18 protein-coding genes are annotated in these 25,460 nt (G+C 71.6%); 3 read left to right on the forward strand and 15 right to left on the reverse strand.

From position 1 onward, the window contains the following. Nucleotides 1-27 precede the first annotated feature (27 nt). From PS467_RS28305 to PS467_RS28330, 6 genes are all read right to left on the reverse strand, one after another. Nucleotides 28-4,302 (reverse strand): caspase, EACC1-associated type, encoded by a 4,275-nt coding sequence (locus PS467_RS28305; RefSeq protein ID WP_311037596.1) that lies wholly within the window; start codon nucleotides 4,300-4,302, stop codon nucleotides 28-30. A gap of 4 nt (nucleotides 4,303-4,306) precedes the next feature. Further along, nucleotides 4,307-4,675, reverse strand: coding sequence for an effector-associated constant component EACC1 (locus PS467_RS28310; protein ID WP_311037597.1), 369 nt, complete (start codon nucleotides 4,673-4,675; stop codon nucleotides 4,307-4,309). A gap of 68 nt (nucleotides 4,676-4,743) precedes the next feature. Continuing rightward, nucleotides 4,744-5,646, reverse strand: coding sequence for a carbohydrate ABC transporter permease (locus PS467_RS28315; RefSeq protein WP_432280642.1), 903 nt, complete (start codon nucleotides 5,644-5,646; stop codon nucleotides 4,744-4,746). A 211-nt stretch (nucleotides 5,647-5,857) separates the two neighbouring features. Further along, a complete protein-coding gene (locus PS467_RS28320) occupies nucleotides 5,858-7,141 on the reverse strand; it encodes an FG-GAP repeat domain-containing protein (protein WP_311037598.1) in 1,284 nt (427 codons plus the stop codon). Nucleotides 7,142-7,435: 294 nt separating this feature from the next. Beyond that, entirely contained in the window at nucleotides 7,436-8,209 is a 774-nt protein-coding gene (gene budC, locus PS467_RS28325) for a meso-2,3-butanediol dehydrogenase (protein WP_311037599.1), read from the reverse strand. An 18-nt stretch (nucleotides 8,210-8,227) separates the two neighbouring features. Further along, on the reverse strand, nucleotides 8,228-9,145 hold the full coding sequence (locus tag PS467_RS28330) for an SDR family NAD(P)-dependent oxidoreductase (protein ID WP_311037600.1): 918 nt from the start codon (nucleotides 9,143-9,145) through the stop codon (nucleotides 8,228-8,230). Between the two features lie 51 nt (nucleotides 9,146-9,196). Between PS467_RS28330 and PS467_RS28335 the strand changes: the two genes are divergently transcribed. Next, nucleotides 9,197-9,874, forward strand: coding sequence for a TetR/AcrR family transcriptional regulator (locus tag PS467_RS28335; protein ID WP_311037601.1), 678 nt, complete (start codon nucleotides 9,197-9,199; stop codon nucleotides 9,872-9,874). 48 nt (nucleotides 9,875-9,922) lie between these two features. On the opposite strand, the gene PS467_RS28340 is transcribed toward PS467_RS28335, so the two are convergent. From PS467_RS28340 to PS467_RS28370, 7 genes are all read right to left on the reverse strand, one after another. Beyond that, the gene (locus PS467_RS28340) at nucleotides 9,923-10,660 is read right to left on the reverse strand and encodes an MIP/aquaporin family protein (RefSeq protein ID WP_311037602.1); all 738 of its coding nucleotides are present in this window, start codon (nucleotides 10,658-10,660) and stop codon (nucleotides 9,923-9,925) included. Next, entirely contained in the window at nucleotides 10,657-11,844 is a 1,188-nt protein-coding gene (locus PS467_RS28345) for a glycerol dehydrogenase (protein ID WP_311037603.1), read from the reverse strand. The genes PS467_RS28340 and PS467_RS28345 overlap by 4 nt, the downstream gene beginning before the upstream one ends. Nucleotides 11,845-11,942: 98 nt before the next feature. Next, nucleotides 11,943-12,860 (reverse strand): carbohydrate ABC transporter permease, encoded by a 918-nt coding sequence (locus PS467_RS28350; protein WP_311037604.1) that lies wholly within the window; start codon nucleotides 12,858-12,860, stop codon nucleotides 11,943-11,945. Between the two features lie 13 nt (nucleotides 12,861-12,873). Beyond that, nucleotides 12,874-14,250 (reverse strand): extracellular solute-binding protein, encoded by a 1,377-nt coding sequence (locus tag PS467_RS28355; RefSeq protein ID WP_311037605.1) that lies wholly within the window; start codon nucleotides 14,248-14,250, stop codon nucleotides 12,874-12,876. Between the two features lie 133 nt (nucleotides 14,251-14,383). Further along, complete coding sequence (locus tag PS467_RS28360; RefSeq protein ID WP_311037606.1) at nucleotides 14,384-15,382, reverse strand: chitinase; 999 nt, start codon at nucleotides 15,380-15,382, stop codon at nucleotides 14,384-14,386. A 160-nt stretch (nucleotides 15,383-15,542) separates the two neighbouring features. Next, nucleotides 15,543-16,250 (reverse strand): response regulator, encoded by a 708-nt coding sequence (locus PS467_RS28365; protein WP_268974501.1) that lies wholly within the window; start codon nucleotides 16,248-16,250, stop codon nucleotides 15,543-15,545. A 695-nt stretch (nucleotides 16,251-16,945) separates the two neighbouring features. After that, nucleotides 16,946-18,580 carry a sensor histidine kinase gene (locus tag PS467_RS28370; protein WP_311037607.1) on the reverse strand — a complete coding sequence of 545 codons (1,635 nt, stop codon included), beginning with the start codon at nucleotides 18,578-18,580 and terminating at the stop codon, nucleotides 16,946-16,948. 164 nt (nucleotides 18,581-18,744) lie between these two features. Here PS467_RS28370 and PS467_RS28375 point away from each other — a divergent pair, with 164 nt between their 5' ends. Next, a complete protein-coding gene (locus PS467_RS28375; RefSeq protein ID WP_311037608.1) occupies nucleotides 18,745-20,190 on the forward strand; it encodes a cation:dicarboxylate symporter family transporter in 1,446 nt (481 codons plus the stop codon). Nucleotides 20,191-20,405: 215 nt separating this feature from the next. Here the strand turns inward: PS467_RS28375 and PS467_RS28380 are convergent, their stop codons facing one another. After that, on the reverse strand, nucleotides 20,406-20,600 hold the full coding sequence (locus PS467_RS28380) for a hypothetical protein (RefSeq protein ID WP_311037609.1): 195 nt from the start codon (nucleotides 20,598-20,600) through the stop codon (nucleotides 20,406-20,408). A gap of 283 nt (nucleotides 20,601-20,883) precedes the next feature. On the opposite strand from PS467_RS28380, the gene PS467_RS28385 reads away from it, so the two are divergent. Continuing rightward, nucleotides 20,884-23,889, forward strand: coding sequence for an AfsR/SARP family transcriptional regulator (locus tag PS467_RS28385; protein ID WP_311037610.1), 3,006 nt, complete (start codon nucleotides 20,884-20,886; stop codon nucleotides 23,887-23,889). Between the two features lie 69 nt (nucleotides 23,890-23,958). Here the strand turns inward: PS467_RS28385 and PS467_RS28390 are convergent, their stop codons facing one another. After that, the gene (locus tag PS467_RS28390; protein WP_311037611.1) at nucleotides 23,959-25,380 is read right to left on the reverse strand and encodes a glycoside hydrolase family 16 protein; all 1,422 of its coding nucleotides are present in this window, start codon (nucleotides 25,378-25,380) and stop codon (nucleotides 23,959-23,961) included. Between the last annotated feature and the right edge of the window lie 80 nt (nucleotides 25,381-25,460).

The following is a 25,460-nucleotide window of genomic DNA, read 5'->3' on the forward strand; positions in this document are numbered from 1 at the left end:
CCGGCCTTGCCGGGTGGCTGAGGACGGTCAGGCCGCGGGGAGGGGCGGCGGGACGTCGTGCAGGTTCTGAAGCTCCTCCTGGGCCTTCTCCCGGTGTGCCGGGTCGCAGAGCTCATCGGTGGCGATGGCTTCCAGGAGCGTCCGGGCCGCCGCGTGATGGGCCCGGCCGATCCTGCCGATCCGGGCGGCCGCCTGGACGCGGTACTGTGCCGGGCACGAGTCGTCGGCGGCGATGGCCACCAGGGCGTCCACCAGGGGCTCCAGCGCCCTGGGATCGATGCTTGCGAGGTCGTCCGCGGCGTCCAGCCGTATCCCGGTGGCGGTCGCGTCGGTGACCCGGTCCTGGAAGACGCGGATGAGCTCGGTGCGCTCCTGGGCGCCGCCCAGCTCTGTCAGCCCTCTGGCGAGCCAGTAGTACTCACTCGGCTGCGTGGCCGACCCGGTCAGCCGCGACCGCAGGATGCGGACCGCGGCTTCACGCTGTCCCGGGTCGATCTCGGCCGCGGCGGTAGCCGTCAACCACGCGTAGAACGCCCCCGGTTCCGCGGCCGCCTGGCTCATCAGCGTCTCGACGACGCGGGCCTGGACGCGCGGTGCGATACGGACCAGGGCACGCGCGGCTTCCACGCGTTCGTCCGCGCTGAAGGACAGGGACTCCAGCGCCCGGATGAGGATCGTCTTCGTTTCCTCGATGCGTTCCGGAGCGAGCTGTGCCAAGGTCTTGGCCAGTTCCCAGGACTCCCGCAGTTTCGTGTCCGGTGCGCCGATGCGTTCGAGCAGCACGCGGATGACGTGCGCGCGATGGCCGTCACTGAGCTTTCCCAGGTGGCCGGCGGCCTTCGCCCGGTTGCGGGGTTCCACCCTCGGGGCGCTCAGGGCCTCTTCCAGAACGGGGATGACCTGGTCGACGTTCTGCGGGTCCAAGTCGCTCAGGCTCGAGGCCGCGCGAAGCCGTTCGTCCCAGTTGTGGGCGGGATCCACCGCGATGGAGGCGAGCAGGGCCAGGCAGCGGTCCCGCTTCCGGGGCTCCAGGGAAGCGGACTTCACCGCCGACCGGATGCCGGTGCTCGCGTCGCAGTGCGGGGACCGTGCCAGCTGGTACAGCTCATCGGCCATCTCGGCCCGATGCGCCGCGTCGAGATTGGCGAGCCGTTCCGCCGCGTCCATCCGGTCGTCCAGGTCCAGGCGGGTGTTCCGCACCAGGTTCCCCAGCACGTCCACGGCCGGCTCGCTCCGGTCCGGTGCGATCTGCGCCAGCGTCTGGGCGGCCCTCGCCCGGGAAGCGGCGGCGACCCTGCCCGACGTCATCAGGTCTTCGAGTACATCGAGGGAGCGCGGTCTGCGGCCAGGGTCCAGCAGGGCGATGACGCGCAGGAGGTCGATCCGGTTGTCGACGGAGGTCGCCGGGTCCTCGGCCAGTGTTTCCAGGGCCGACAGGGCGTCGGCGGAGGGGACGGGGGAGAGCTTGGCGAGGGTGTCCGCGACCGACACGAGAAGGCGGGCGGGGGCACCGGGGTTCCGCATCAGGTCGACCAGGCAGCCCCGCGCCTGGGCCGGACGGTCGCCGCCGAGGTTCGCCAGGGCCTCCGCCGCCGTGCGGCGTTCGGTGAGGTCGATCCGGTCGTCACGGGCCGTCGTCAGCAGTGCCTCGGCCGCCCGGTCGCGCGAGGGGTGCCGGGTCCTGGCGACCGCGGCTGCCGCGCGCACCCGGTCCGGATCCGGGATGCGGGGGTTGTCGATGACCGTCCACAAGTAGTCCACGGCCGTGTCCGCCATGGTCCCGCTGCGCTCGCTGAGCAATTGGGCCGCGACGACGCGGCCGGTGGTGGCGGCCGCGTCGTCCGCCATGACCTGGGCGAGCGTCGCCGAGACCTCGGGGTCACCGAGGAGCGCCGCCGTGGTGAGCCAGTCGTCACGTTCGTGCGCCTGGAGGAACAGGACCCGCCGGAGCGTTGCGCAGAAGGTCGCCAGGACCGGCCCGGTGGCTCGGGCTCCGCGCAGCAGCAACTCACCCACCAGCGCCTGGTGGTGGTCCGTGCGCTGCTGGAGCCAGGGGAGCAGGGTGCTGTTCGCGTGGTGGTGGGTGTGCCGGACCAGCACCAGCCGGGCGACCTCCTCCTGCCCGGAGTCGCCGAAGATCCGGTCGAGCCATCCGCGCCAGACCTCCGCCGCCGGGTCGAACGTGGCGGGGAGGCCCGCCTCGTGGACCTCCGCCGCCAGATGCTCGGCGAACGACAGGTGCCAGAAGCGGACGTTGTCCCCGTCCCGGGTGACCAGACCGGTGTACTCCGCGAGCGCGAACAGCGTCTTGCGCCACCCGGGAGTGACGGGAATGGCCACGCCCAGTTCCTCGGCGAGTTGCCGGATCCAGGTCTCGGCACGGCCCAGCAGGTCCGTCTCGCCCTGGGACGCCGCCACCGCGAGCCGCTTGCCCAGCTCCGATCGCCGCTCCCGGATCTGGTCCACCAGCCGTCCACTGTTCGGCAGGTCCTCCAGCAGGGTCCGCAGGCCCTCCTTCACCCGCTTGCCGCGCCCCTCCGCCAGATGCGTCAGGAACTGTTCGTACAGATCGAACCGCTGCTTGGGCAGCGGGGTGTCCGGGGAGTTCTCGAAGACGATCGCGGCGATGGTGGCCAGCAGCGGCACCTTGGCCACGTCCAGGAGGTGGCCCTCGCGGAGTTGGGCGAGGAACCGCTCCGCCTGCCCGGTGGTGGGGGCGTCCTGGAACCACCCCGCCGCGAAGCGCTCCAGGCCGTCCGTGGTGAAGGGCTCCAGGGTGTAGTGGACCATGCCCGCGCGGATCAGCTTGTGGCGGTTGGCCGGAGTCGGCGGCCGGCTGGTGAGGATCAGCCGGAACGGCAGGTCCCGCGGCGGACCCAGGATGCCGTCGAGCCAGTCCACGAGCCGGTCCCGGGCCCCGATCTCGTTGACCTCGTCGAGCGCGTCGACGAGGATCACCCACTGCCCGCCCGGGACCGGCCGGTCCGGCAGCCGGTCCAGCCCGGCGGGGAGCCTGCCCTCCTCGACCGAGGCGGCGATCGCCTCCTGCCAGGGCTTGTGGCTGAGCGCGTGCGGGGCCAGGCGCTTGGCCGTGACCCGGATCGGCACCGCGTCCCCCGGCAGGTCCCGGGGCAACTGGCTGATGAGCGACGACTTGCCCATACCGGGGCCGCCGGTGATCAGCAGATGGTCCGGCGCCTCCAGGACGGACTTCAGGGTCTGGGACACCCGGCGGTCCTGCTTGCCCTCCAGGGCGGGGGCGCCGGCCTCGGCCCGCCGCTCCTCGCGCTCCCGCGACCGGGACCACTCGCCGGGCCGGGACGGCTCCGGTTCGCCGTCGCCGTAAGTCTCGGCGTCCGGGCCCTGGGCCGCCATCTGCTGGCGTACGTACACCTCGGTGAAGCGGGGGCGGCGCAGCCCCTCCAGGAGGTCCTCGTACGGGAAGCTGTCCGCCTCCTTCTTCTGGGCCTCGATCAGGCGGTCCAGGTGGTAGCGGGTCAGTGGTACGGCGGGCGCGGGGGCGTCGACGGTCGGGGGGCAGGCCGGTGGCAGCTCCGGCACCCAGGCCCGGTTCCGTACGAGGGCGACGCGATCGGCCTGGTCGGTGGCGAGTTTGTGCGGTCGGGTGAGGCCCTTGTGGGCGGCGGCCCGCCGGATCCCCTGGTAGAGGTCCTCGACGGTGAGCAGCTCCGGCCCGCCCGGCACACCGTCCTCGACGAGGGACAGCAGCTCGCCGGTGAACTCGGTCAGCTCCGCGCCCTTGCGGGCCCATGACCAGTCGCCGGCCCCGGAGGAGGCCAGGACGTACGCGCCCTCGATCTCCGCTTCGTCCCGGAGGTCGGACGGGCCCATGGCCACCGCCGCCTGTCCGCTGAAGCAGCAGTCGAGCACGACCACCTTGCGCCGGGCCCGCCGTGGCCGCTGGACCTTCTCCCGTACGTCCTTGTAGCGCAGCGCCCAGTGGAGCCGGGCCTCCTGATCGGCGGCCGGAAGCGCCAGACAGAGCCGGTCCGACGGGTCCGTCGCCTGTTTGTCGATCAGTCCGTGACCGGAGTAGTAGACGAACAGCGTGTCCTTCGCCTCGTCGGCCGCCTGCGCGAGCGCGTCCACCACCTCCGGACCGTAGTGCGGCTGGCTGATCACCCGGCAGTGCTCCTTGGGCAGCCCCCACAGCTCCGGGTCGGTGAGCGCGTCGTGCAGCCGTCGGACGTTGTTCTCGACGGCGGGCAGGTCGTCGAGGTGGTCGAACGCGTGGACGCCGATCAGCACCGCCCGCGAGGTGGCCGGGTCTGGCAGGTGCACGCCCTCAGTCCTCCGGCCCGGCCTCGGGCCCGTTCAGGGCCTCCAGCAGCCGGCGCACCGCCTCCGGGTCGTCGGTGTGCACGGTGACGGCCGTCCCGTTCGCCTGGGCGTTCAGCGGGGGTGCGGACGGGTGGGTCCTGCGCCAAGTGGCCAGGGCCAGCGCGAGGTTGGCCAGCGCGGTGGCGTGCGTGAGCACGATGTTCACCACGTCCCAGGCGCCGCCCATGGCGCCTTCCTCCGGTGGCGCCTCCGACAGCGAGACCTCGGTCGTCCGCTCCAGTGCGTCGTGCTTGTAGAGCCACTGGTACAGCGACAACAGCGCCTCGCGCTCGTCGTGCTCGTCCTGCTCCTGGATACGGATGCGGAACTCCACCTGCGCCCCTTCCCCGTTCACCTCACCTGCCACCACAGGCCGTGGCAACGGATTTTCTCACGAACCCGTCACCCCTTGACGGCGCCGCCCAGCGCGAAGCCGCCGCCCAGGCGGCGGGAGATCAGCACGTAGAGCAGGATCACGGGCGTCGAGTAGAGGATCGAGAAGGCGGCCAGCTGGCCGTAGACCACCTGGCCGTAGTTGCCGAAGAAGGTGAAGATCGAGACGGACGCCGGGAGTTGTTCGGGGGAGAGCAGCAGCATGAAGGGGACGAAGAAGTTGCCCCACATCATGATGAAGCTGTAGATCATCACCACCGTGATGCCGGGGCCCATCAGCGGCAGGATCACCCGCGTCAGGCTCTGGAACCAGGAGGCGCCATCGGTCCACGCGGCCTCCTCCAGGATCACCGGCACGCCGTCCATGAAGTTCTTCATCAGCCAGATGGCGAAGGGGAGTTGGGAGGCGGCGAGGAAGAGCGCGGTGCCGGACATGGTGTCGATGAGGTTCACCTGGACGAAGAGCCCGTAGACCGGAACCATGATCGCGGTGATCGGCAGGCAGGTGGTGAACAGCACCGTCAGCAGATACGGGCGCACCACCCGGGAGCGGAAGCGGGAGAGGGGATAGGCGGCGAGCGCCGCGCAGGCGACGGTCAGCAAGGTGGCACCGCCGCACAGGAGCAGGCTGTTGAGCATGGGCGTGAAGGTGATCTCGTCCGTCCACACCGCCGAGAAGTTGTCCAGCGTGGGGGAGCCCGGTGCCGAGACCCGCAGGGTGGCGTCACGGTCGACGGAGGCCAGGACCAGCCAGGCGAGCGGCAGCAGGAACGCGGCCGCGACCACCAGCAGCGCGGCGTCGGCGGTCAGCCGGCGGCGCAGTCGCGGGGACCACCAGCGGGAACGGGAGGCGTGCGGCGGGTGGTACGGACGGGGCTGGGGGCGGGCGGTGGGGGCGGAGAGTGCGGACAACCTCGGACCTCCTCGCGCGCTTGCGAGCGCAGTCGATCAGCGTGCCGTCCATGAAACCGTTTGCCACGCGCCCGGGGGAAGACGTGTGCGCGACCGGCCGACCTCGGGCAGCGGCGCCCCCGCGAGCCGTCCACCACCGCACGGCCGGATGTCACGGCCGGTCTCCTCCCGCTTGGGGTCGCGGACCAGGGCGAGGGGGCGCCGTCGACCGTCAATCAGCGGACGAGCCCCGGCGTGCCAGGTCCCCGGCGTCGAAGGAGAGCACATCCCGTCCCGCGGCGTCGATGAACCACCAGTCCTTGCCGCTGTCCGGCTGGTAGGAGGTGGCCAGGAGGAGTTCGTCCCGGCCGTCGCCGTCGATATCGGCCGCGCCCACCGGCCGGCCCGCCCAGTGCTGCGGTTCCGCCGGATCGGGGTCGGGTACGTGGCGGGAGCGGCGCAGGTGACGCCATGGCTGGGAGCCGAGGCCGGGGGAGGAGCCGCCGCGCAGGATGTCGACGCTGCCCTCCTCTCCCCAGCGGTCGCCCGCGAGTTGCACGGCGAGTTCGTCGCACCCGTCGCCGTTCAGGTCCCCGGCGACCAGGCCGATGCCGAAGCCGCCCTTGCGGGTGCCGCCCTCGATGACGACGGGAGCCTCGGGCGCCTTGCCGTAACGGATGGTCACCTTGCCCTTGCGGTCGGCCGGTTCCTCCTCCTCGTCCATGGATATGCCGCTGTCGCCGAGGGCGATGTCGGCCCGGTCGTCGCCGTCGAAGTCGCCGACGGCGATGGACTCGCCCTTCGGCAACCGCTCGGGCTCCTCGGCCAGCCCGGTCGCCGTGCCGGCGCCGCCGGCGAGGAGAAGGGGGGCGTCCGCCTCTCCGGGCCGGTACACGATCAGGTCGGTGGCCCGGTCGCCGGTGATCTCCGCCGGGATCAGCTGGAGGTTGGTCACGGCATCGGCTCCCCGCGGGTCCGGGTCGGCGCGCTCGCTGGTCCGCGCGGGCTCTCCGGCGCGCGTGAAGGGGCCGTGCAGCACCACCAGCCGCCGCTTGTGCAGACCGGTGCGATAGGTGGCCAGATCGGTGTGGCCGTCGCCGTCGAAGTCCCCGGCCACCGGCGGGTCCTCGTAGACGTCGTTGCCCTTGCTGATGGCCACCGGGTGGCCCTCGCCGATCCGGGGCAGCCGGACGCGAGCGGGCCGGTGGTCGGGGTCCGGGCCGTGGGGGCCGCCCCACTGCACATGGGCGCTGCCGCCCGCGACGAGGTCGAGGTGGCCGTCGCCGTCCAGGTCGGCGACGGTCGGGCCGGACAGGCGGCCGGTCATGCCGTCGTGTTCGGGCAGCTGGAAGTCCTTGGGGGTGAACACCGTCCGGTGTTCGGGTCGCGGGCCGTGTGCCGAGCCGCGCACCAGGGCGATCCGGCCGGTCTGGTAGACGTCCCCGTTGCCGGCCGGTACCTCGAGTGCGAGATCGGGGTGGCCGTCGCCGTCGACGTCGAAAGCGGGTGTGTCCATCCGCTCAGCGGGTCCGGACGGGCCGGCCGACGCCGACGCCCGGCAGGCGCTGTCCGGGATCGGCGGTCGCAGCTCCTGGTTCCGTGCGCCCGTGACGGTGCCCAGCACCACTACGGCGGCGAGGAGGCCGAGACCCCCTCGCCGACGGAACCCTGTACGACCATCCGCTGCCGACTCGTGCTTCATAGGGCCACTACAACGGATGTTCACCTCCGGTTCCAGGGGCCGAGATCACTCCGTTACGCCCGAGCGGACGAGAGGATTCCGCACCCGGCCGCCCTCACCGCACGCCGATCAGAACATGCGGGGCTGGCCCGAGGAGGCGCGGAGCCCGCCGTCGACCGGGATGTGGACGCCGTTGACGAACCGGGCATCAGCGCTGGCCAGGAAGGCGATGACGGCGGCGACTTCCTCGGGCTCGGCCGGACGCTGCATGGGGATGCGCTGGCGGAACCCGGCCATGGCGGTTTCGTTGCCCACGAGGGGCGCGGCCATCTCCGTGGCGGTGAGGCTCGGGTGCACCGCGTTGACGCGCACCCCCTCGGCGGCGTGGTCCAGCGCCATGGCGTTGGTCAGATTGGCTATCGCGCCCTTCGCCGCGTTGTAGGCGGCCAGGCCCCAGTCCCCGCCGAGCGCGGAGACCGAGCCGACGTTCACGATGTTGCCGCCGACGGCCCGGAGATGCGGCAGCGCGGCCCGCGAGGCGTAGAAGGTGCCGTCGGCGACGATGTCCATGACCCGCCGCCAGCCGGCCGTGTCGATGTCCCCGACGGTGCCGACGGTGGCTACGGCCGCGTTGTTGACCAGCACGTCCAGACGCCCGTACTCGGCCGCCACGCCATCGATGACGGCGGTGACAGCCGCCTCGTCGGAGACGTCCGCGACGCGTGCGACGACCGTCGAACCGGCGGGCGCGGTGGCGGCCGTCTTCCGCAGCTTCTCCTCGGTCCGCCCGACCGCGATCACGGTGGCGCCCTCACCCGCGAAACGGTACGCCGTGGCCGCACCGATACCGGACCCGGCGCCGGTGATGAGAACGACCTTGCCGGCGAAACGGTCCTTGCTCACGCTTGTTCTCCTCAGTGGTCATGCTTTTCGGTCAGTCACCCCGGGAACGTCCCTGTGGGGGACCGGTGTTGACGGTACGCCCTTCGGGTGGTGGCGGCGCAGGTTGGTGGCGAGGAGGCGGTCGAGCGTGCGGTCGGGCAGAAACCGGCCCAGGCGCATGATCAGAGCGGCATCCCGGCCGGCGGTGTAGCGGGTGCGCGGTTTGCGGGTCGTCACGGCCTTGGCGATGACCCGGGCGGCGGCGTCGGCGGTCAGGCCCGACGCGGTACCCGAGGCCATCAACGCGTTGTTCGCCGCCACCAGGCTGCCGTAGCGCGCCTGCTGGTCCGGCGTCATCCGGGCGGCCAGGTCATTCGCCGTCGCGACCCCGCGGGCGGCTATCTCCGTGCGGACACCGCCGGGCTCGACGACGACCACCTGTACGCCCAGCGGCGCGACCTCCCGGCGGAGCGAGTCGCTGACCGCCTCCAGGGCGAACTTCGAGCCGGCGTACGCGCCGTATGTGGCCATGGCGAACTTGCCGCCGACCGAGCTGATGTTGACCACGCGGCCCTTGCTGCGCAGCAGCGCGGGCAGGAGCGCCTGGGTGACGGCGATGTGGCCGAACAGGTTGACCTCGAACACCCGCCGCCACTCCGCCATCTGCAGGGCTTCGACCGGGCCGTTCACCTGGATGCCGGCGTTGTTGACGAGCGCGTGCGGCGCGCGCGGGTCGTCGGCGACCCGCGCGGCGAGCGCCTCCACCTGCTCGGACCGGGTGATGTCGAGGATGACCGGCTCGATACCGGTCGACCGGATGGCGTCGGCGTCACGGTCGCGTCGCACGCCGGCCAGGACGTGGAATCCCCGGCGAGCCAGTTCGCGGGCGGCTGCCGCGCCCATGCCCGTGGAGGCTCCGGTGATGACGACCAGCTTCTGTTCGGATGACGTTGTCACCTTGGCTACGCTACCAGTACAGATGACACTGTCAACTGTATGATGGAGGCCATGGTCACTCGTGCGGAATCCGCCGCCCTCACCCGCCGCGCTCTGCTCGACGCGGCCGCCGGCCTCCTCGACCTCGGCGGCCCCGAAGCGGTCACCCTGCGCGAGGTGGGCGCGCGGGCAGGCGTGAGCCGGGGAGCGCCGTACCGGCACTTCACGGGCAAGGACAGTCTGCTGACCGCCGTCGTGACCGAGAGCTGGGAACGGATCGCCGACCAGGTCCACGCCCTGCGGACCGACCCGGCCCGGTCGGCCTCCGACAAGCTGCGCGGCGCTCTGCGCACCCTCATCGGCGTCGGCCGGGACCAGCCGCACCTGTACCAGATGTTGTTCAGGCGCCCCGGACACCGTCCCGAGGAACTCGGTGAAGGACTCGATCACGTCCGGCGTCAGCTGTGCGCACCGGCGGGCGACCCGGCCGCGGACCGCGTCCGCGCGGCCGGACGCTTCCAGGACGAGTTCCTGGCCATCGTCGCCGACCTCGTCGGGGAGCGGAACGCACGGCACTACGGCGCCCTGCTGCTGGCCGGCGCCCACGGCGTCGCGGACATGGAGCTCACCGGCCACCTCGAAACGGACGCATTGCGCACCACCGCCGAGGAACTCGTCGACACCCTGGTCCGCATGGTCACCGACGTCGGCGAACGACATGGCGACGTCGGCCGTGCGGGGAGCGGGTGAAGGCGGCTGCCCCGAGGGCAGCCGCCTTTGACCGCTACCGGACAGTGCCTAGACGGCCGACAACGCCTCGGCGGCGAGCCCCGCGATGACCGCCCCGGCGATCGGCCCGGCCACCGGGATCCAGGAGTAGCTCCAGTCCGCCGAGCCCCTGACGGGCAGCAGGGCGTAGGCGACGCGTGGGCCGAGGTCGCGCGCCGGGTTCATCGCGTACCCCGTCGGGCCGCCCAGGGAGGTGCCGAGACCGATGACGACGAACATCACGGCCGCGTATCCCAGCGCGGAGTTGCCGAAGTCCGGTATTCCCTCCGGTCCGGGCCGCGCCGAGGGGGTGAGGATGATCCACAGCACCAGCACGAACGTCGCGACGGTCTCGGTGACGAGGTTCCACGGTGTGTTGCGCACGGTGGGTCCGGTGCAGAAGACGCTGCGTGTGGTGTCGGGGTCGTCGTGGGTGTCGAACTGAAGCTTGTAGGCGGCCCAGCAGACGAACGCGCCGATCGTGGCCCCGACCAGCTGCCCGGCCAGGTACCAGGGAACCTGGCTCCACGGAACCTGACCGTTGACCGCCAGGCCGATGGTGACCGCGGGGTTGATGTGCGCACCGGAGGGGGCCGCGATGCTGGCGCCGACGAACACCGCGACGCCCCAGCCGAAGGTGACCAGCAGCCAGCCGCCGTCGTACCCGAGCGAGCGGCGCAGGGTCACGTTCGCCCCCACTCCGCACCCCAGCAGGGTGAGCATGGCGGTACCCGACAACTCCCAGACGAAGATGTGGGCGGCGCTCATCGACCGGCCCCGTGGTGGGGCGCCTGGTACGGGGCCGGGCCCGGCAGCTTCGCGTCCTCGCGGACCCGGGCGGCGAACCGGTCCAGGGCGGCCAGCGCGCCGACGACGTCATCGGCGGCGACGTCGAACGGCATCGAGTGGATGGTCTCTCCCGCCACGGTGGACGCGTCGGCGACGGTGCGCAGTGAGTCCGTGTCATCCGGGTCGAGGCCCACTTCGACGAGGGTCGTCGGCAGCCCCACTCGTGTGGTGAACTCGATGAAATCACGGATTTCACTGGTCGGAGCGCCTTCGAGCACCAACTGCGCCAAGGAGCCGATGTTGACTTTCTGGCCGTGGGCGAGTCCGTGCGTCGCGTCGACGGCCGTGAGCCCATTGTGAATCGCGTGGGCGGCGGCGAGTCCGCCCGACTCGAAGCCGAGCCCGGACAGCAATGTGTTCGCCTCGATGAGCTTTTCCACCGCCGGGGTCACCTGATGGTCCCGGACCGCGTCGATGGCGGGCAGGGCGTTCTCCCAGAGAATGTCCCAGCTCAGTTTCGCCAACGCGGTTCCGGTGAGGGTGGGCAGGCCACCGGCCATCGTCTTCGCATGGGATTGCGCGGTCGCACGGGCTTCGAGCCAGGTCGCCAACGCGTCGCCCACACCGGCGATGAGGAAGGACGCGGGTGCGTTCGCGACCACCTGGGAATCGACCAATACGAGATCCGGGTTGCGGGGAAAGAATCGGTATTCCTCGAATGCACCGTCGTCCGTGTAGATGACGGCCAGCGCGCTGCACGGTGCGTCCGTCGACGCGACCGTCGGGCAGTTCGCCCAGCGGGTGCCCGCCAGAAAACCCGCGGCCTTGACCGCGTCGATGGTGCTCCCCCCGCCCACCGCCACGACGACGTCCGCGCCGACCTGCTGGATGACGTCGACGAGGCGGGTCACCTCGCGGGAGCTGGCTATTCCGTTGAATGTCTCGCGCCGCAGCGGCAGATTCGCTTTCCGCAGCGATGCCTCGATATCGTGCCCTACGAATCCCCATACGAGGTCGTCAGCCACGAAGAGTGGCGATGAGCCGAGCTGTGCGAGGAATTCGCCCACCCGGTGGATGGCTCCTTTTCCCTGCACATAACGGCCTGGGCTGATCATTGTTCGCATGGTGTGCACGTCGGTCTCCGTCCCGGTGGTGACCCCCATTGACGGAAAGCGACATTAGGCAGCCGGCATCGGACGGGCATCCCCTCGCTTGTCTCACTTTGAGACAAGCGAGGAGGCAGCCGCATCGCCGGGCCGGGTCAGACCTCTTCCTTCATCAGCCGCAGATACACCATCGAGAACAGGGCCCCCACCAGCAGCAACAGCAGAGCCACCGCCGTGCCGTAGCCGATCAGGGACTTGTTGAACGCCTGGTCGTACATGAAGACCGGCAGGGTCTGGCTGCGGTTTCCCGGGCCGCCTCGGGTCATCGCCCAGATGAGGCCGAACACCGACAGTGTCTGCAAGGTGTTCAGCATCAGATTGGTGCCGATGGAGCGGCGGATCATCGGCAGGGTGATGTGCCAGAAGCGGCCGAGGCCGCCGGCGCCGTCGACCTCCGCCGCCTCGGTGATCTCCTTGGGGATCTCGGACAGGGCGGCGGAGTAGACCAGCATCGAGAAGGCCGTGCCACGCCAGACGTTGGCGAAGGACACGGCGAGGATGGGCAGGGTGTAGAGCCAGTTCTGGGACGGCAGGCCGAGCCCGTCCAGCAGCGCGTTGAGGGTGCCCTCGCGGCGGAAGAACGCGTACAGCAGGAAGCCCGCCACGATCTCGGGAACGACCCAGGCCGCGATGACGATCGCCCCCGTCAGCGTCCGCACCGGTTTGGAGGCGCGCTGCATCAGGGCGGCCAGGGCCAGGCCCAGGGTGTTCTGGCCGACGAGGGAGGAGAGGAGGGTGAAGACGAGGGTGAGGACGACGGCGTTGCGGAAGTCCTCGTCACCGAAGGCGCGGCGGAAGTTGTCCAGGCCCACGAAGTCCGTGGTGGACGCGCCCGTCAGCTGCATGTCGGTGAAGGCGATGTAGCCGCAGTAGACGATCGGGCCACCGAGGAAGAGCAGCAGCATGACGGTGGCGGGGGCGAGCGGAAGCCAGCGCAGGGGGCGGACGCGACGGGGACCCGGCCGGGCCGGGGTGACCGTCGGGGCCGCCGCCACCTTGGTCGCGGTTGCCATCGGCGATCGGCCCTCAGCCCCGGTCCGCCGCCGCCACCGTGGCGCCGTCGGCGATGGATGTCAGCTGGTCGTCGTAGGACTTCGCGGCCTTCTCGGGTGAGGAGCCGCCCGCGGTGGCCGCCTCCATGGCCTCGCCGATCGCCGTGGACACCTGCGGATAGACGGGGGTGGTCGGGCGGTAGTGGGTGTACTTCACCAGACTGGTGAAGAAGGTGATCCCCGGCATGGAGGAGGTGTACTTCCGGTCCTGGGCCACATCCTTGCGGACCGCGATCTGGGCGTCGACGATGTCCCAGGTGACAGCGTTGTCCTTGGTCTGGAGCTGTTCGATGAACTTCCAGGCCAGATCGGGATTTCTGGACTTGGCACTGATCGCCCAGGTCCAGCCGCCGGACATGCTGACCTTGCCGGGCGCCTGGCCGTGCTGGGTGGGCATCGCGGCCAGGCCGAGGGTCTTGGACCACTCGGACCAGGGCTTGCCGCCGGTCTCCAGCCAGTTCTGGCCCAGCCAGGAGCCGTCGAGGGCGATGGCGAGCTTGCCCTCGGGCAGCCATTCGCTGTAGACGGTGGTGCCGACGTTGGGGTCGAGGGCGTCGGAGATGTCCGGGCCGAGCTTCTCGGCGTAGACGGTCTTGAGGAAGTTCAGGGCGTCCTTGAAGCCCTTGCCGCCGGTGACCCACTTCTTGGCCTTCGGGTCGTAGAGCGGGTCCGCGCCCGCGTCGCCCGTGCCGTACAGCAGCATCTCGAAGCTCTGCATCACGGAGGTCTCGCCCGGGGCCTTGCCGGTGTAGACGTTGAGCGGGATGACGCCGGGGACCTTCTTCTTGATCGTGCGCGCCGCGTCCAGGATGTCGTTCCAGCTCTTGGGCGACCAGTCGGCGGGCAGCCCGGCCTTCGCCCAGATCTTCTTGTTGAACCACAGACCCCGGGTGTCGGTGCCGTCCGGCACCCCGTACGTCTTGCCGTCCTCGGCCTTGGCCGCGTCCTTGGCGGTGTCGACGAACTGGTCCCAGCTCTTCCACTTCGCCAGGTAGTCGTCGAGGGGGCGCAGATAACCCGCCTTGATGTCGGAGTTGATCCGGAAGGTGTCCTCGTAGACCAGGTCAGGGGCGGTCTTGGGGGACCGCATCATCTGCTGGACCTTGGTGGCGTAGTCGTTGTCCTGCGCCTGGATCGGGATCAGCTTGACCTTCTTGCCGGGGTTGGCCTTCTCGAACTGCTTCTTCACCGCGGCCAGATGGTTGTCCTTGAAGCGGATCTTGTTGTCGGTGGACCGGTTGTAGGCGACCTTGACGGTGTCCGGATCGCTGCCCGAACCGCCACCGCAGGCGGTGAGCCCGGCGGTGGCGGCGAGGGTGACGGCGAGGATCAGTGGGGTGGTGGGGCGCACGGGCACGGCCTCCTTGCTGGCCTCTGTGGGCTGCGGGCCGACCGTAAGGTCGCCTTCAACAGAAGGTCAATCCCCGTGAACTGGTTGGTCACTTGACCGCGCGTCGTCCCCCTCGGGGCCGAGCGGACGCGGTTCAGCCGTTGTAGCCCGCGAGCACCTTGGTGAAGTCGTACGTGCCCTGCTCGATACCGCTGCACGCGTCCGCCCCCGTGCCGGAGCCGCACGCGCGGTCCCGGTTGAGGGACCAGAAGCTGACCCGGGCCAGGTGGTGGCTGGTGGCGTAGGACACCATGTCCTTGAAGTCGTCGAGCGATATGGTCTCGCCCGCGACGTCGGTCGTACCGTTCATCGAGGAGAAGCCGACCTTGCGGTAGGCGTCGTCGGAGGAGAGGCCGTACGCGCTCGCCACGGTGTCCTTCAGGCCGTCCACCGCCGACTTGGTGGCCGCCGCCATGTCGATGTCGCCCTGGCCGAAGTCGAACGGCATGACCGCCCAGCCGTCCACGTCGAGCCCGGCCGCGGCACCGCGCTGGACCAGGTCCTTTCCGTTGGCGTCGGGGCCGGTCGTGGAGGTGCCGAAGGTGATGTACACCTTGATGTCGCTGTTCTTCTCCTTGACCGTCTTGAGCGCGTCGATCACCCGCTGGCGGACCGTCTCGTTCTCGAACTCGGTCGATTCGATGTCGATGTCGATCGACTTGAGCTGGTAGGCGTCGATGACCTTCTGGTACGCGGCGGCCAGGTCGGAGGCGGAGGAGCACTTCTCGCCCAGCTTGTTACCGCTCCAGCCGCCGAAGGAGACGGTGACATCGCCGCCCGCCGAGCGGATGGAGTCGATGGTGGACTGGTCGGCGCCGCCGGTGAGCGCCCGGGAGCCGTCCCACTTGGGCTCGCAGCCCCCGTCGGAGAGCATGAAGGCCATCGTGAACTGCTGGGTGCCGGTCTCCGACATGACGTCCGTGGCGTTGGGCGGGGAGCCCCAGCCGAGGTAGAGGTAGGGGCCGTTGAGCCCGCTGGGGGCGGCGGCGGTGTGCGGCGCCGCCTGCGCGGTGGCCACCGTGGTGGCGGCCCCGGCGATCAGGCCGAGGGCGGCGCAGAGGGCGAGCCTGCGGGTTCGCTTGGAGCGAGGCATGGCGAACGGATCCTCCTGATGTGGGGGGTGGGAGGGAGGTCGGAGCCGAACCTAGCGAGGCGGCATGGCCGCGACAAGATGCCGAATAGGAAAGTTTCCTATTGAGCTTGCGGCTCGCGGCTCGTGGCAGGTTCCGGTGGTTCTGGCCGCGATGCGCCTGTCAGTGCTCGCTGAGCCAGCGGTAGAGCAGCTCGGGCCGCCCGATCTGGCCGTAGTGCGGGGCGCGGGCGGCCCGGCCCGCGTCCACCAGATGCTCCAGATAGCGGCGGGCGGTGATCCGGGAGATCCCCACGGTCTCGGCGGTCGCCGCCGCCGAGATCCCCTCCTCGGCGGCGCGCAGCGCCTCGGTGACCGCGTGCAGGGTCGCCTGGGTCAGCCCCTTCGGCATCGCCACGGGCTGCGGCGCCCGCAGCGCGGCCAGCGCCCGGTCCACCTCGTCCTGCCCGCTGGCCTCGCCGGCGGTCGCCCGGAACTCGGCGTACCGAAGGAGGCGGTCCCGGAGGGTGGAGAAGGTGAACGGTTTCAGCACGTACTGCACGACCCCGAGGGACACCCCGTCGCGGACCATCGCCAGGTCCCGGGCCGAAGTGACCGCGATCACATCCGCCCCGTTCCCGGACGCGCGCAGCGCCCGTACGAGCTGGAGGCCGTGCCCGTCGGGGAGGTAGAGGTCCAGCAGCAGCAGATCGACGGGCGTCCGCTCCAGCAGCCGCTGCGCGTCCCCACCGCTCCGCGCCGTCCCGACCACACCGAAACCGGGGACGCGCTCGACGTACATCCGGTGCGCGTCCGCCGCGACGGGGTCGTCTTCGACGACGAGAACCCGGATCGGCGCCGGTTCCCCCGGTTTCGCCTGCGGCGGGCTCATGGGCGGATTCCTCTCGGACGCGGTGCGCGCGCCCAGCGCGCGAAAAGCTCAGGCTTCCAATTTACGGAGCGTAACTGTCGGCGGCCAGGTCCCGGCGGTGACGATTCGGCTGACCGGCCGTGGTACGCACGAGGCTCCTCGCCCGGCACGGCGCGGCGCCGCCGCGTGGGGGTATGGGCTGCGGTGCTGCGCCCCGGCGCCCGCTCTGGGGCGTTGGGCCGTCTGGCGGCGCAGCGTCATGGGCTGTCCGCGTGAGGGGCCGGGCGGCCGGGCGCCGTGGGAGCTGGATGCGCCGTGGCGGCGGGGGCTGCGGGTGTGTGCGGGGGTGCCGCGTGGGGGTCCGGCGGGGCGACGTCATGGGCTGCGGTGCTGCGTCGCGGCCCCCGATCTGGGACGTTGGCCGTCCGGCGGGGCGGGGCCGTGGGCCGTCCCCGTGGGGAGGTCTGGGCCTCGGGCGTGGCGGGCCCGTGGGTCGGGGCCGTCACGGGTGGGAGCGGGGCGGGGTCAGGCCGGGGCCGTCACGGGTCGTGGTGGGCCGGGGCGCCACGGGGTCGTGGCGGGGGCAGGTCCGGGGCGGGGGGGCGAGCCGAGGCCGTCACGGGTCGGAGCGGGGCAGGGTCAGGCCGGGGGCGCCACGTGGGGCAGGTCCGGGGCGGGGTTAGGCCGGGGGCGTCACAGGGGCCTGGTGGGGCGGGTCAGGCCGGGGCGGTTGGGGTTGTGGCTGGGGTTGTGAGGGGGAGGCGGACGGTGAAGGCGGCGCCGCCTTCCGGTGCGCTCGCCACTTCCACCGTGCCCGCGTTCCGGCGGGTGGCCTGCTGGACCAGGGCGAGGCCGAGGCCGCGCCCCGGCGACTTCGTGCTCCAGCCGCGCCGGAAGACCTCCTCGGCCGTCGCCGGGTCGAGTCCGGCCCCGGTGTCCGCCACGCGCAGCGTCAGCTCGCCGGCGTCCGCGCGGGCGGTGACGGTGACCCGGGCGCTGCGGGGAGCCGTGCCGTGGCCGACGCCCTCGGCGGCCGCGTCCGTGGCGTTGTCGATGAGGTTGCCGAGGATGGTCACCAGGTCGCGGGCGGGCAGACCGGGCGGGAGGACGCCGTCGTCGATGCGGCTGTCGGGGGCCAGGACGAACTCGACGCCGCGCTCGCTGGCCTGCGCCGCCTTGCCCAGCAGCAGCGCGGCCAGCACCGGCTCGGCGACCGCCCCCACCACCTGGTCGGTCAGTGCCTGGGCCAGTTCCAGCTCGGCGGTGGCGAAGTCGACCGCCTCGTCCTCCCGGCCCAGTTCGATCAGGGAGACGACGGCGTGCAGCCGGTTGGCGGCCTCATGGGCCTGGGAGCGCAGGGCCTCGGCGAAACCGCGCACCGAGTCCAGCTCGCCCGAGAGCGCCTGGAGCTCGGTGTGGTCGCGCAGGGTGACGAGCGTGCCACGCTGCTCACCGCTGCTCACCGGTGAGGTGTTGACGACCACGACCCGTTCCGCGGTCAGGTGCAGCTCGTCCACGCGCGGCTCGGTGGCCAGCAGGGCGCCGGTCAGCGCGGGGGGCAGGCCCAGGTCGGAGACGTAGCGGCCGACGGAGTCCTCGGGCAGGCCGAGCAGCTCCCGGCCGCCGTCGTTGATCAGCGCGATCCGCCGCCGGCCGTCGAGCATCAGCAGCCCCTCGCGCACGGCGTGCAGCGCGGCTTCGTGGTAGTCGTGCATCCGGCTCAGCTCGGCCGCGTTCATACCGTGCGTATGGCGGCGCAGCCGGGCGTTGATGACATACGCGCACAGGCCGCCGACCGCGAGCGCGGCGGCGGCCACGCCGAGCAGCGCGAGCAGCTGGCGGCGCACCTGGGCGCTGATGGCGTCCACGGTGATGCCCGCGCTGACCAGCGCGGTGATCCGGCCGCCGGCGCGGTCGTCGCGCACCGGGGCGATTACCCGCACGGAGGAGCCGAGGGTGCCGGTGTAGGTCTCGGGGAAGACCCGGCCGCGCAGTGCGGGCTTGATGTGGCCGAGGTAGGTGGCGCCGATCTGGTCCGGGTCGGGGTGAGTCCAGCGGACGCCGTGGGTATTCATGATCGTCACGAAGGTGACGCCGGTGTCCCGGCGTACCTTCTCCGCGTACGGCTGGAGCCGGGCGCTGGGGTTCTCGTCCCGTACCGCCTCGGCGACCGAGGGCGAGTCGGCGACGGCGACCGCGGCGGCCGTCGCCCGCTGCCGCGCGGCGACCTCCGCCTGTTCGCGGTCGGTGGCGTAGGCGAAGACGGCGCATCCGGCCACCAGGGCGGCGACCAGCACGACCTGCATCGCGAACAGCTGGCCCGCCAGGCTCCGGGGGTGGGGGATGCGCATGGCCATCAGTCTGCACACGCATCTTTGTATGAACGAAATGAACGGAAGGGTGACCCCCATCACAACGTGGGGCATAGTCGCCGGGACCGTTCAAGGCGGTGTGCGAGCCGCACACAAGTACAGCGCCGGGACAGTTGGACGGCAGAACCGAAGGAGGCAGCACCGTGGCTGCGCGGACCTCGACGCCCGAAGCGGGACGTACCGAGCCTGAGCGGGCGAAGAAGGAAAGGATTCACTACCTCTACCTCGCCGTGATCGGCGCGGTGGTGCTCGGCATCATCGTGGGCTTCGCGGCTCCCGGTGTGGCGGTGGAGCTCAAGCCCATCGGCACCGGTTTTGTGAATCTGATCAAGATGTTGATCTCGCCGATCATCTTCTGCACGATCGTGCTCGGCATCGGTTCCGTACGGAAGGCCGCGAAGGTCGGTGCCGTCGGCGGTCTCGCGCTCGGCTACTTCATGCTGATGTCGACCGTCGCCCTCTCGATCGGTCTGGTCGTCGGCAACTTCCTCGACCCCGGCAGCGGCCTGCACATCACCCATGAGGCGGCGCAGGCCGGGCAGAGCCAGGCCGAGGGCGCCCATGAGTCGATGGCGGACTTCCTCGTCGGCATCATTCCGACCACGCTCGTCTCCGCCTTCACCAGCGAATCGGTGCTCCAGACCCTGTTCGTGGCGCTGCTGGCCGGCTTCGCCCTCCAGGCGATGGGCAAGGCCGGCGAGCCGGTGCTGCGCGGCATAGGCCACATACAGCAGCTGGTCTTCAAGCTGCTGTCGATGGTCATGTGGGCCGCCCCGATCGGTGCCTTCGGCGCGATCGCCGCCGTGGTCGGCGAAACCGGTGTGGACGCGCTCAAGGCGCTCGCGGTCATCATGATCGGCTTCTATGTCACCTGCATCCTCTTCGTGGTCGTCGTCCTCGGGACGATCCTGCGCCTGGTCGCGGGCGTGAACCTCTTCCTGCTGCTGAAGTACCTGGCGCGGGAGTTCCTGCTGATCCTTTCGACCTCCTCCTCCGAGTCGGCGCTGCCGCTGCTCATCGCGAAGATGGAGCACGCGGGCGTCAGCAAGCCGGTCGTCGGCATCACCGTCCCCACCGGCTACTCCTTCAACCTGGACGGCACCGCCATCTACCTGACCATGTCCTCGCTGTTCATCGCCGAGGCCATGGGCGAGCCGCTCTCCATCGGCCAGCAGATCTCCCTGCTCGTCTTCATGATCATCGCCTCGAAGGGCGCGGCCGGTGTGACCGGCGCGGGCATGGCCACGCTGGCGGGCGGTCTCCAGTCGCACCGGCCCGAGCTGGTGGACGGCGTCGGCCTCATCGTCGGCATCGACCGCTTCATGAGCGAGGCCCGCGCCCTCACCAACTTCGCGGGCAACGCGGTCGCGACCGTCCTGGTCGGCACCTGGACCAAGGAGATCGACAAGGAGCGGATGCAGCAGGTCCTCTCCGGCCGGCTGCCGTTCGACGCCGCCGCGTTCGCCTCCAAGGGCGGCGGCCACGGCCCGGCCGCCGACGCGGACTCCGATGACTCCGGCGAGGGCGAGGGCAAAACCCTCCCCGAGCCGCGTGACGGTGACACGGCGAAGGAGCATGTCCCCGCCTGACACCCCACGCACCGGCGGCCCTGCCCTCCTGAATCGGGGCAGGGCCGCCGGTGTGTCAGGAGCGCGGCCACACGGCACATGCGGCCTTACGAGACGTGCGGGCAGACGGGACGTGCGGTCACACGACACAAGGCGCCTCGCGTCCTCCCCCCGTTGGAAGACGCGAGACGCCGCCCATGGCCCCCGGTGGTCCTGGATGACGCAGCGGCGCCCGCTCAGTGCTCGCCGTCCGCCGCGCGGCGGAGCTGCTCCGGGAGGGCCGTCCACTCGGGGCCGTCGTGCAGGGGTTTGACCCAGGCGATGTTGCCGCCGGTGTCGACGTAGGCGACCCGGCCCACGGCCTCGCGTTCGAGGTCGTAGACGAGTTCGCCGATGCGTGGTGTGCTGCGTGTTCCGCCGGCGGTGGTCATAGGCCGTCCCTTCGGCACCTCAACTCCATGCCGTCCCCCGTTCATGGTCGGTGGAGGGTCCCGGGGACCGGCCACGTCCGGCCCGATCGCCGCCGTGGTGGACCGGGGTGCGCTTCTGGTGCCCGTGGGACCCTCGTTGACTCGTAGGGTGCTACGGGCCGCTGATATCCCGCTGATGCCTCGCTGACCCGAACCCGTGGGTAGGCTGCGAAGTGGGCAAGGAAATCTCTGGTACCGACGGGGGCAGTGCGTGGACGGGACCGAGTTTCGCCTGTTAGGACCGGTGGGCATATGGCGGGGCGAGCGGCCGCTGGGGCCGACCGCCGCGCAGCAGCGGTCCGTATTGGCGATGCTGTTGATGGCATCCGGCCGGGTGGTGTCCGTGGACCGGCTGGTCATGGCGGTATGGGGCGAGGACCCGCCGGGGTCCGCGCGCAACGCCGTGCAGGTGCAGATATCCAAGCTGCGGCGGATTCTGTCCGAGCTGCCCGGAGCCGAGCTGACGACGTCGGCGAAGGGCTATGCCCTGACCGTCGCCCGGGAACAGGTCGATCTGCACCGGTTCCGCGATCTGGTGCGGGCCGCGCGGGAGACCCCCAAGGGCACCGAGAGGGCCGAGGGCGCCGAGGACCGGGCCGCGCGGTTGCTGCGCGCCGCGTTGCAGCTGTGGCGCGGGCCCGCGCTGGCGGATGTCGCGGGCGGCTGGCTCTCCGAAACCCTGGGCGCCGGTCTGGAGGAGGAGCGGCGTACGGCGGTCGAGGAGTGCGCCGCGATCGACCTGCGCTCCGGGCGGCACCACGAAGCCGCCGCGGAGCTGTCCCTGCTGGTGGCCGAACACCCCCTGCGGGAGCGCTCGGTGGCGCTGCTGATGGAGGCTTTACGGCGCTGCGGAAGGCGGGCCGACGCGCTCGCGCTGTTCCGCTCCACCCGCCGCAGGTACGTGGAGGAGCTGGGCATCGAACCCGGCGACGAATTGCAGCGGCTCCACCGGCAGGCGCTCGAGGACGGCGGGGACGGCCGCCCCACCACCGATCCGCCGATGTCGTCCGGCATGCGCGGGAGCGCTCCCGCGACGCAGGCCCCCACCCCGGCCGCGGCCGCGGACGAGGGCGCGGGTACGCCCGCGGCGGAGGCCGCCCCGGCCCCCGACGAGACCCCCGGGCCCGCCACAGCTCCGTCCGCCACCGCCACCGCCACCGTGCCCGCGTCCACACCCGCCGCCGCGTCCGGACCGGCCGCCGCCATCACCGCCGTACCGCAGCAACTCCCCTCCGACGTCGCCCACTTCACCGGCCGGGAGCGCGAACTGGCCGGGCTGGACGCCCTGCTGCGCGCGGGCTCGGGCGAGGGCGGGGGACGGGCGCCCACGGCCGCGATGATCACCGTCATCGCGGGCAGCGGCGGCCTCGGCAAGACGACCCTCGCGGTGCACTGGGCCCACCGGGTCCGCGACCGCTTCCCCGACGGTCAGCTCTATGTGAATCTGCGCGGTTTCGGCCCCACCGGGTCGGCCATGACCGTCGCCGAGGCGGTGCGCGGCTTCCTGGACGCTTTCCAGGTGCCCGCCCACCGGATCCCCGCGACCGTCGAGGCGCAGACCGCCCTGTACCGGAGCCTGGTGGCCGACCGCCGGATGCTGATCCTGCTGGACAACGCCCGGGACGCCGAGCAGGTGCGGCCCCTGCTGCCCGGTTCACCCGGCTGTCTGGTGGTGCTGACCAGCCGTAACCAGCTCACCAGCCTGGTCGTCGCCGAGCAGGCCCAGCCGCTGCCGCTGGAGCTGCTCGACCGTGCCGAGGCGCGGGAGCTGCTGATCAGGCGGGTGGGCGCCGAGCGGGTGGCCGCCGAACCGCAGGCGGTGGAGGAGGTGATCACGGTGTGCGCCGGACTGCCGCTCGCGCTCGCCATCGTGGCCGCCCGCGCCGCCACCCACCCCCGCTTCCGTCTGGAGGCGCTGGCCGGGGAGCTGCGCGACGCCCGCGGCAGCCTCGACGCGTTCGAGGGCGGCGACGCCACCACCGACGTGAGGGCCGTCTTCTCCTGGTCGTACCACACCCTGGGCACCGACGCCGCCCGGCTGTTCCGGCTGCTGGGCGTCCACCCGGGCCCCGACATCGCCGCCCCGGCCGCCGCCAGCCTGGTGGGCATCCCCGTACCGCAGGCCCGCCGGCTGCTGGTCCAGCTGACCCGGGCGCATCTGATCACCGAGCGCACCCCCGGCCAGTACGGCTTCCACGATCTGCTGCGCGCCTACGCCATGGAGCTCACCCAGGCGTACGACGCGGAGGGCGAGCGCCGCGCCGCGCTGCACCGGGTGCTCGACCACTATCTGCACACCGCCGTGGCCGCCGGGGTGGCCTTCACCCCGCACCGGGAGCCGATCACCCCCGAGCCGGTCCAGCCGGGGGTCAGCGTCGGCGAGTTCAGCGGGCACAGCCAGGCGCTGATGTGGTTCATCCTGAACCATCCGGTGCTGATCGGGGTGTCCCAGCAGGCCGCGGAGGCCGGGTTCGAGACCCACGCCTGGCAACTGGCCTGGTCGTTGGCGGAGTTCCTGGACCAGTTCGGCCACTGGCACGACCAGCGCTCCGTGCACCGCATCGCCCTGGCCGCGGCCCACCGGATCTCCGACCTCACCGGCCAGGCCCACGCCTGCCACGGCCTCGGCCTCGCCGATCTGCGGATGGGCCGCTACGACCGGGCCCGCGGCCATCTGATGCGCGCCCTGAACCTGCACCGCGAGACCGGCGACACCATCGGCCAGGCCATGGTCCACGTCGCGCTCAACGTGGCCAGCGAGCGGCAGGGCCGCCACGACGAGGGGCTGGACCACGCGCTGCGCTCCCTGCAGCTGTACCGCGCGGCGGGCCACCGCAGCGGTGAGGCGTACGCCCTGAACAACGTCGGCTGGGCGTACGCCATGCTGGGCGACTTCCAGCAGACCCTCGTCCACTGCGAGAAGGCGCTGAACATGCTGCGCGAGGCGGAGGACGGGCGCGGTGAGTCCGCGGCCTGGGACAGCCTCGGCTACGCCCACAGCCACGTCGGCGACCACGAGCAGGCCATCACCTGCTACCGGAACGCCGTGGAGCTGCGGCGCGGCCGGGGCGAGCGGGTCCGGGAGGCGGAATCCCTCCACCGGCTCGGCAGCGCGCAGCTGGCGGCCGGGGACCGGGCCGGGGCCCGCCGCAGCTGGCGGCAGGCCCTGAGCCGTTTCGACACCCTCGGCCACCCCGACGCCCACCGGGTCCGGGACGGGCTCACCCGGCTGGGCGGGCCCGACGACTGACGGGCGTGGGGTGGCTCCGGCGACCACCGGGCCCGGCGACCGACGGGCGTGGGGTGGGTCCGGCGCGCGTCAGCTGAACGGAATGCGCACGTACGACTGGTTGCCGATGCCGAGGGTGCTGGCGCCGTTGCCGATCGCGTTCCAGACCTCGACGCGGACCTTGCCGCCCGAGAGGTTGGACAGCGCCGCGCCGGTCGTGGACTTCACGCCGCGGGCCTGGGTGTAGTGCTCATAGCCCGGAACCGGGTCGGTGGCGAAGTACTGGTAGGTCTCGGCGCGGTCCCAGGTCCCGTCGCCCGTGAAGTCGTAACTGACCCTGACCTGCGTGCCGTTGGCGACCGTGGTCCCCGCGTCCACGAACAGGTCGAAGGCGGTCGAGCCGCCGCTGTACGTCCTGGTGATCCCGGACGAGACGTACGTCTGCGGCTGGTACGGCGTCCCGTCGTGGTTGGTGCCGCCCGCCGAGGCCAGGGTCGCCGAGCTCGCGGACGCCGCTTCGCCGAGCGCGCCGCCGGTGCGCAGGTACTGGGTGGCCGAGCCGCCGGGCTCGGTGCCGCCGCCTCCGCCCCGGGTCCACACCGCCACGTAGTCCACCAGCATCGGGTGGCCGGGGTCGGTGGCGGCGGTGGGCGTCCTGGAGCCCTGGACGCCGTCGGGGAAGCCGCCGCCGATCGCCACGTTCAGCAGCAGGAAGTAGCCCGCGTGGTCGGTCATGTTCGACCAGGTGGCGGCGTCCACCTGGCTCTGGCTGACGCTGTGGAACTGGGTGCCGTCCACGTACCAGCGCAGTTGGTTGGGCGAGGTGGAGCGGTCCCATTCGAAGCGGTAGGTGTGGAACGCGGACTGGCAGCTGGCGCCGGGGCAGGCGCGGTTGGCGCCGAGGCCGTTGGTCTCCTGGCACGGGCCGCCGGGGTTGGTGCCGCAGTGCAGGGTGCCCCAGACGGAGTTAATGCCGTTGACGTTCTCCATGAAGTCGAACTCGCCGATGCCCGGCCAGTTCTGGTAGTTGCCCCGGTAGGGGCTGCCCAGCGCCCAGAAGGCGGGCCAGTAGCCGAGGGCGGCGCTCCCGGTCACGTTGGGCATCTGGATCCGGCCCTCGACCCGCAGCACGCCCCCGGCCGGTGCCTTGAAGTCGGCGCGCTTGGTCTCGATGCGCGCCGAGGTCCAGTTGCCGGCGCCGTCGCGGAGCGGGGTGATGCGGAGGTTGCCGCTGCCGTCGAGGCTGAGGTTGCTGGTGGAACTGGTGTAGCTCTGCACCTCGCCGGTGCCCCAGTTGGCGGGGCCGCCGGGGTAGTTGTGCCCGGTGTCGATCTGCCAGTTGGCGGAGGAGGGGAGGGTGTTCGCGGAGCCGTTGAAGTCGTCGCCCCACTGGAGGGTCCAGTCGGGCACCGACGGTATGTCGGCGCGGGCCGTGGCCGCGCCGAGGAGGGCCAGTGCGGTGGCGGTGAGCGCGGCGAGGGTGGATCTGAGCCGGTGGCGGCGGATGCGCATGAGGGGACCTCCAGAGGGGGGTGAGAGCGCTCTCACCCCTCTCTTTAGGCGTGCCCACGTCAGGCGTCAATCGTTTGCGC

It is taken from the genome of Streptomyces luomodiensis (genome assembly GCF_031679605.1).
Lineage (GTDB): Bacteria > Actinomycetota > Actinomycetes > Streptomycetales > Streptomycetaceae > Streptomyces > Streptomyces luomodiensis.

Coding starts and splice junctions, on each gene's coding strand:
- PS467_RS28350 (WP_311037604.1), bottom strand. CDS start 12,860: ATGGCAACCGCGACCAAGGTGGCGGCGGCCCCGACGGTCACCCCGGCC.
- PS467_RS28340 (WP_311037602.1), bottom strand. CDS start 10,660: ATGAGCGCCGCCCACATCTTCGTCTGGGAGTTGTCGGGTACCGCCATG.
- PS467_RS28335 (WP_311037601.1), top strand. CDS start 9,197: ATGGTCACTCGTGCGGAATCCGCCGCCCTCACCCGCCGCGCTCTGCTC.
- PS467_RS28380 (WP_311037609.1), bottom strand. CDS start 20,600: ATGACCACCGCCGGCGGAACACGCAGCACACCACGCATCGGCGAACTC.
- PS467_RS28320 (WP_311037598.1), bottom strand. CDS start 7,141: ATGGACACACCCGCTTTCGACGTCGACGGCGACGGCCACCCCGATCTC.
- PS467_RS28360 (WP_311037606.1), bottom strand. CDS start 15,382: ATGCCTCGCTCCAAGCGAACCCGCAGGCTCGCCCTCTGCGCCGCCCTC.
- PS467_RS28345 (WP_311037603.1), bottom strand. CDS start 11,844: ATGGGGGTCACCACCGGGACGGAGACCGACGTGCACACCATGCGAACA.
- PS467_RS28365 (WP_268974501.1), bottom strand. CDS start 16,250: ATGAGCCCGCCGCAGGCGAAACCGGGGGAACCGGCGCCGATCCGGGTT.
- PS467_RS28370 (WP_311037607.1), bottom strand. CDS start 18,580: ATGCGCATCCCCCACCCCCGGAGCCTGGCGGGCCAGCTGTTCGCGATG.
- PS467_RS28390 (WP_311037611.1), bottom strand. CDS start 25,380: ATGCGCATCCGCCGCCACCGGCTCAGATCCACCCTCGCCGCGCTCACC.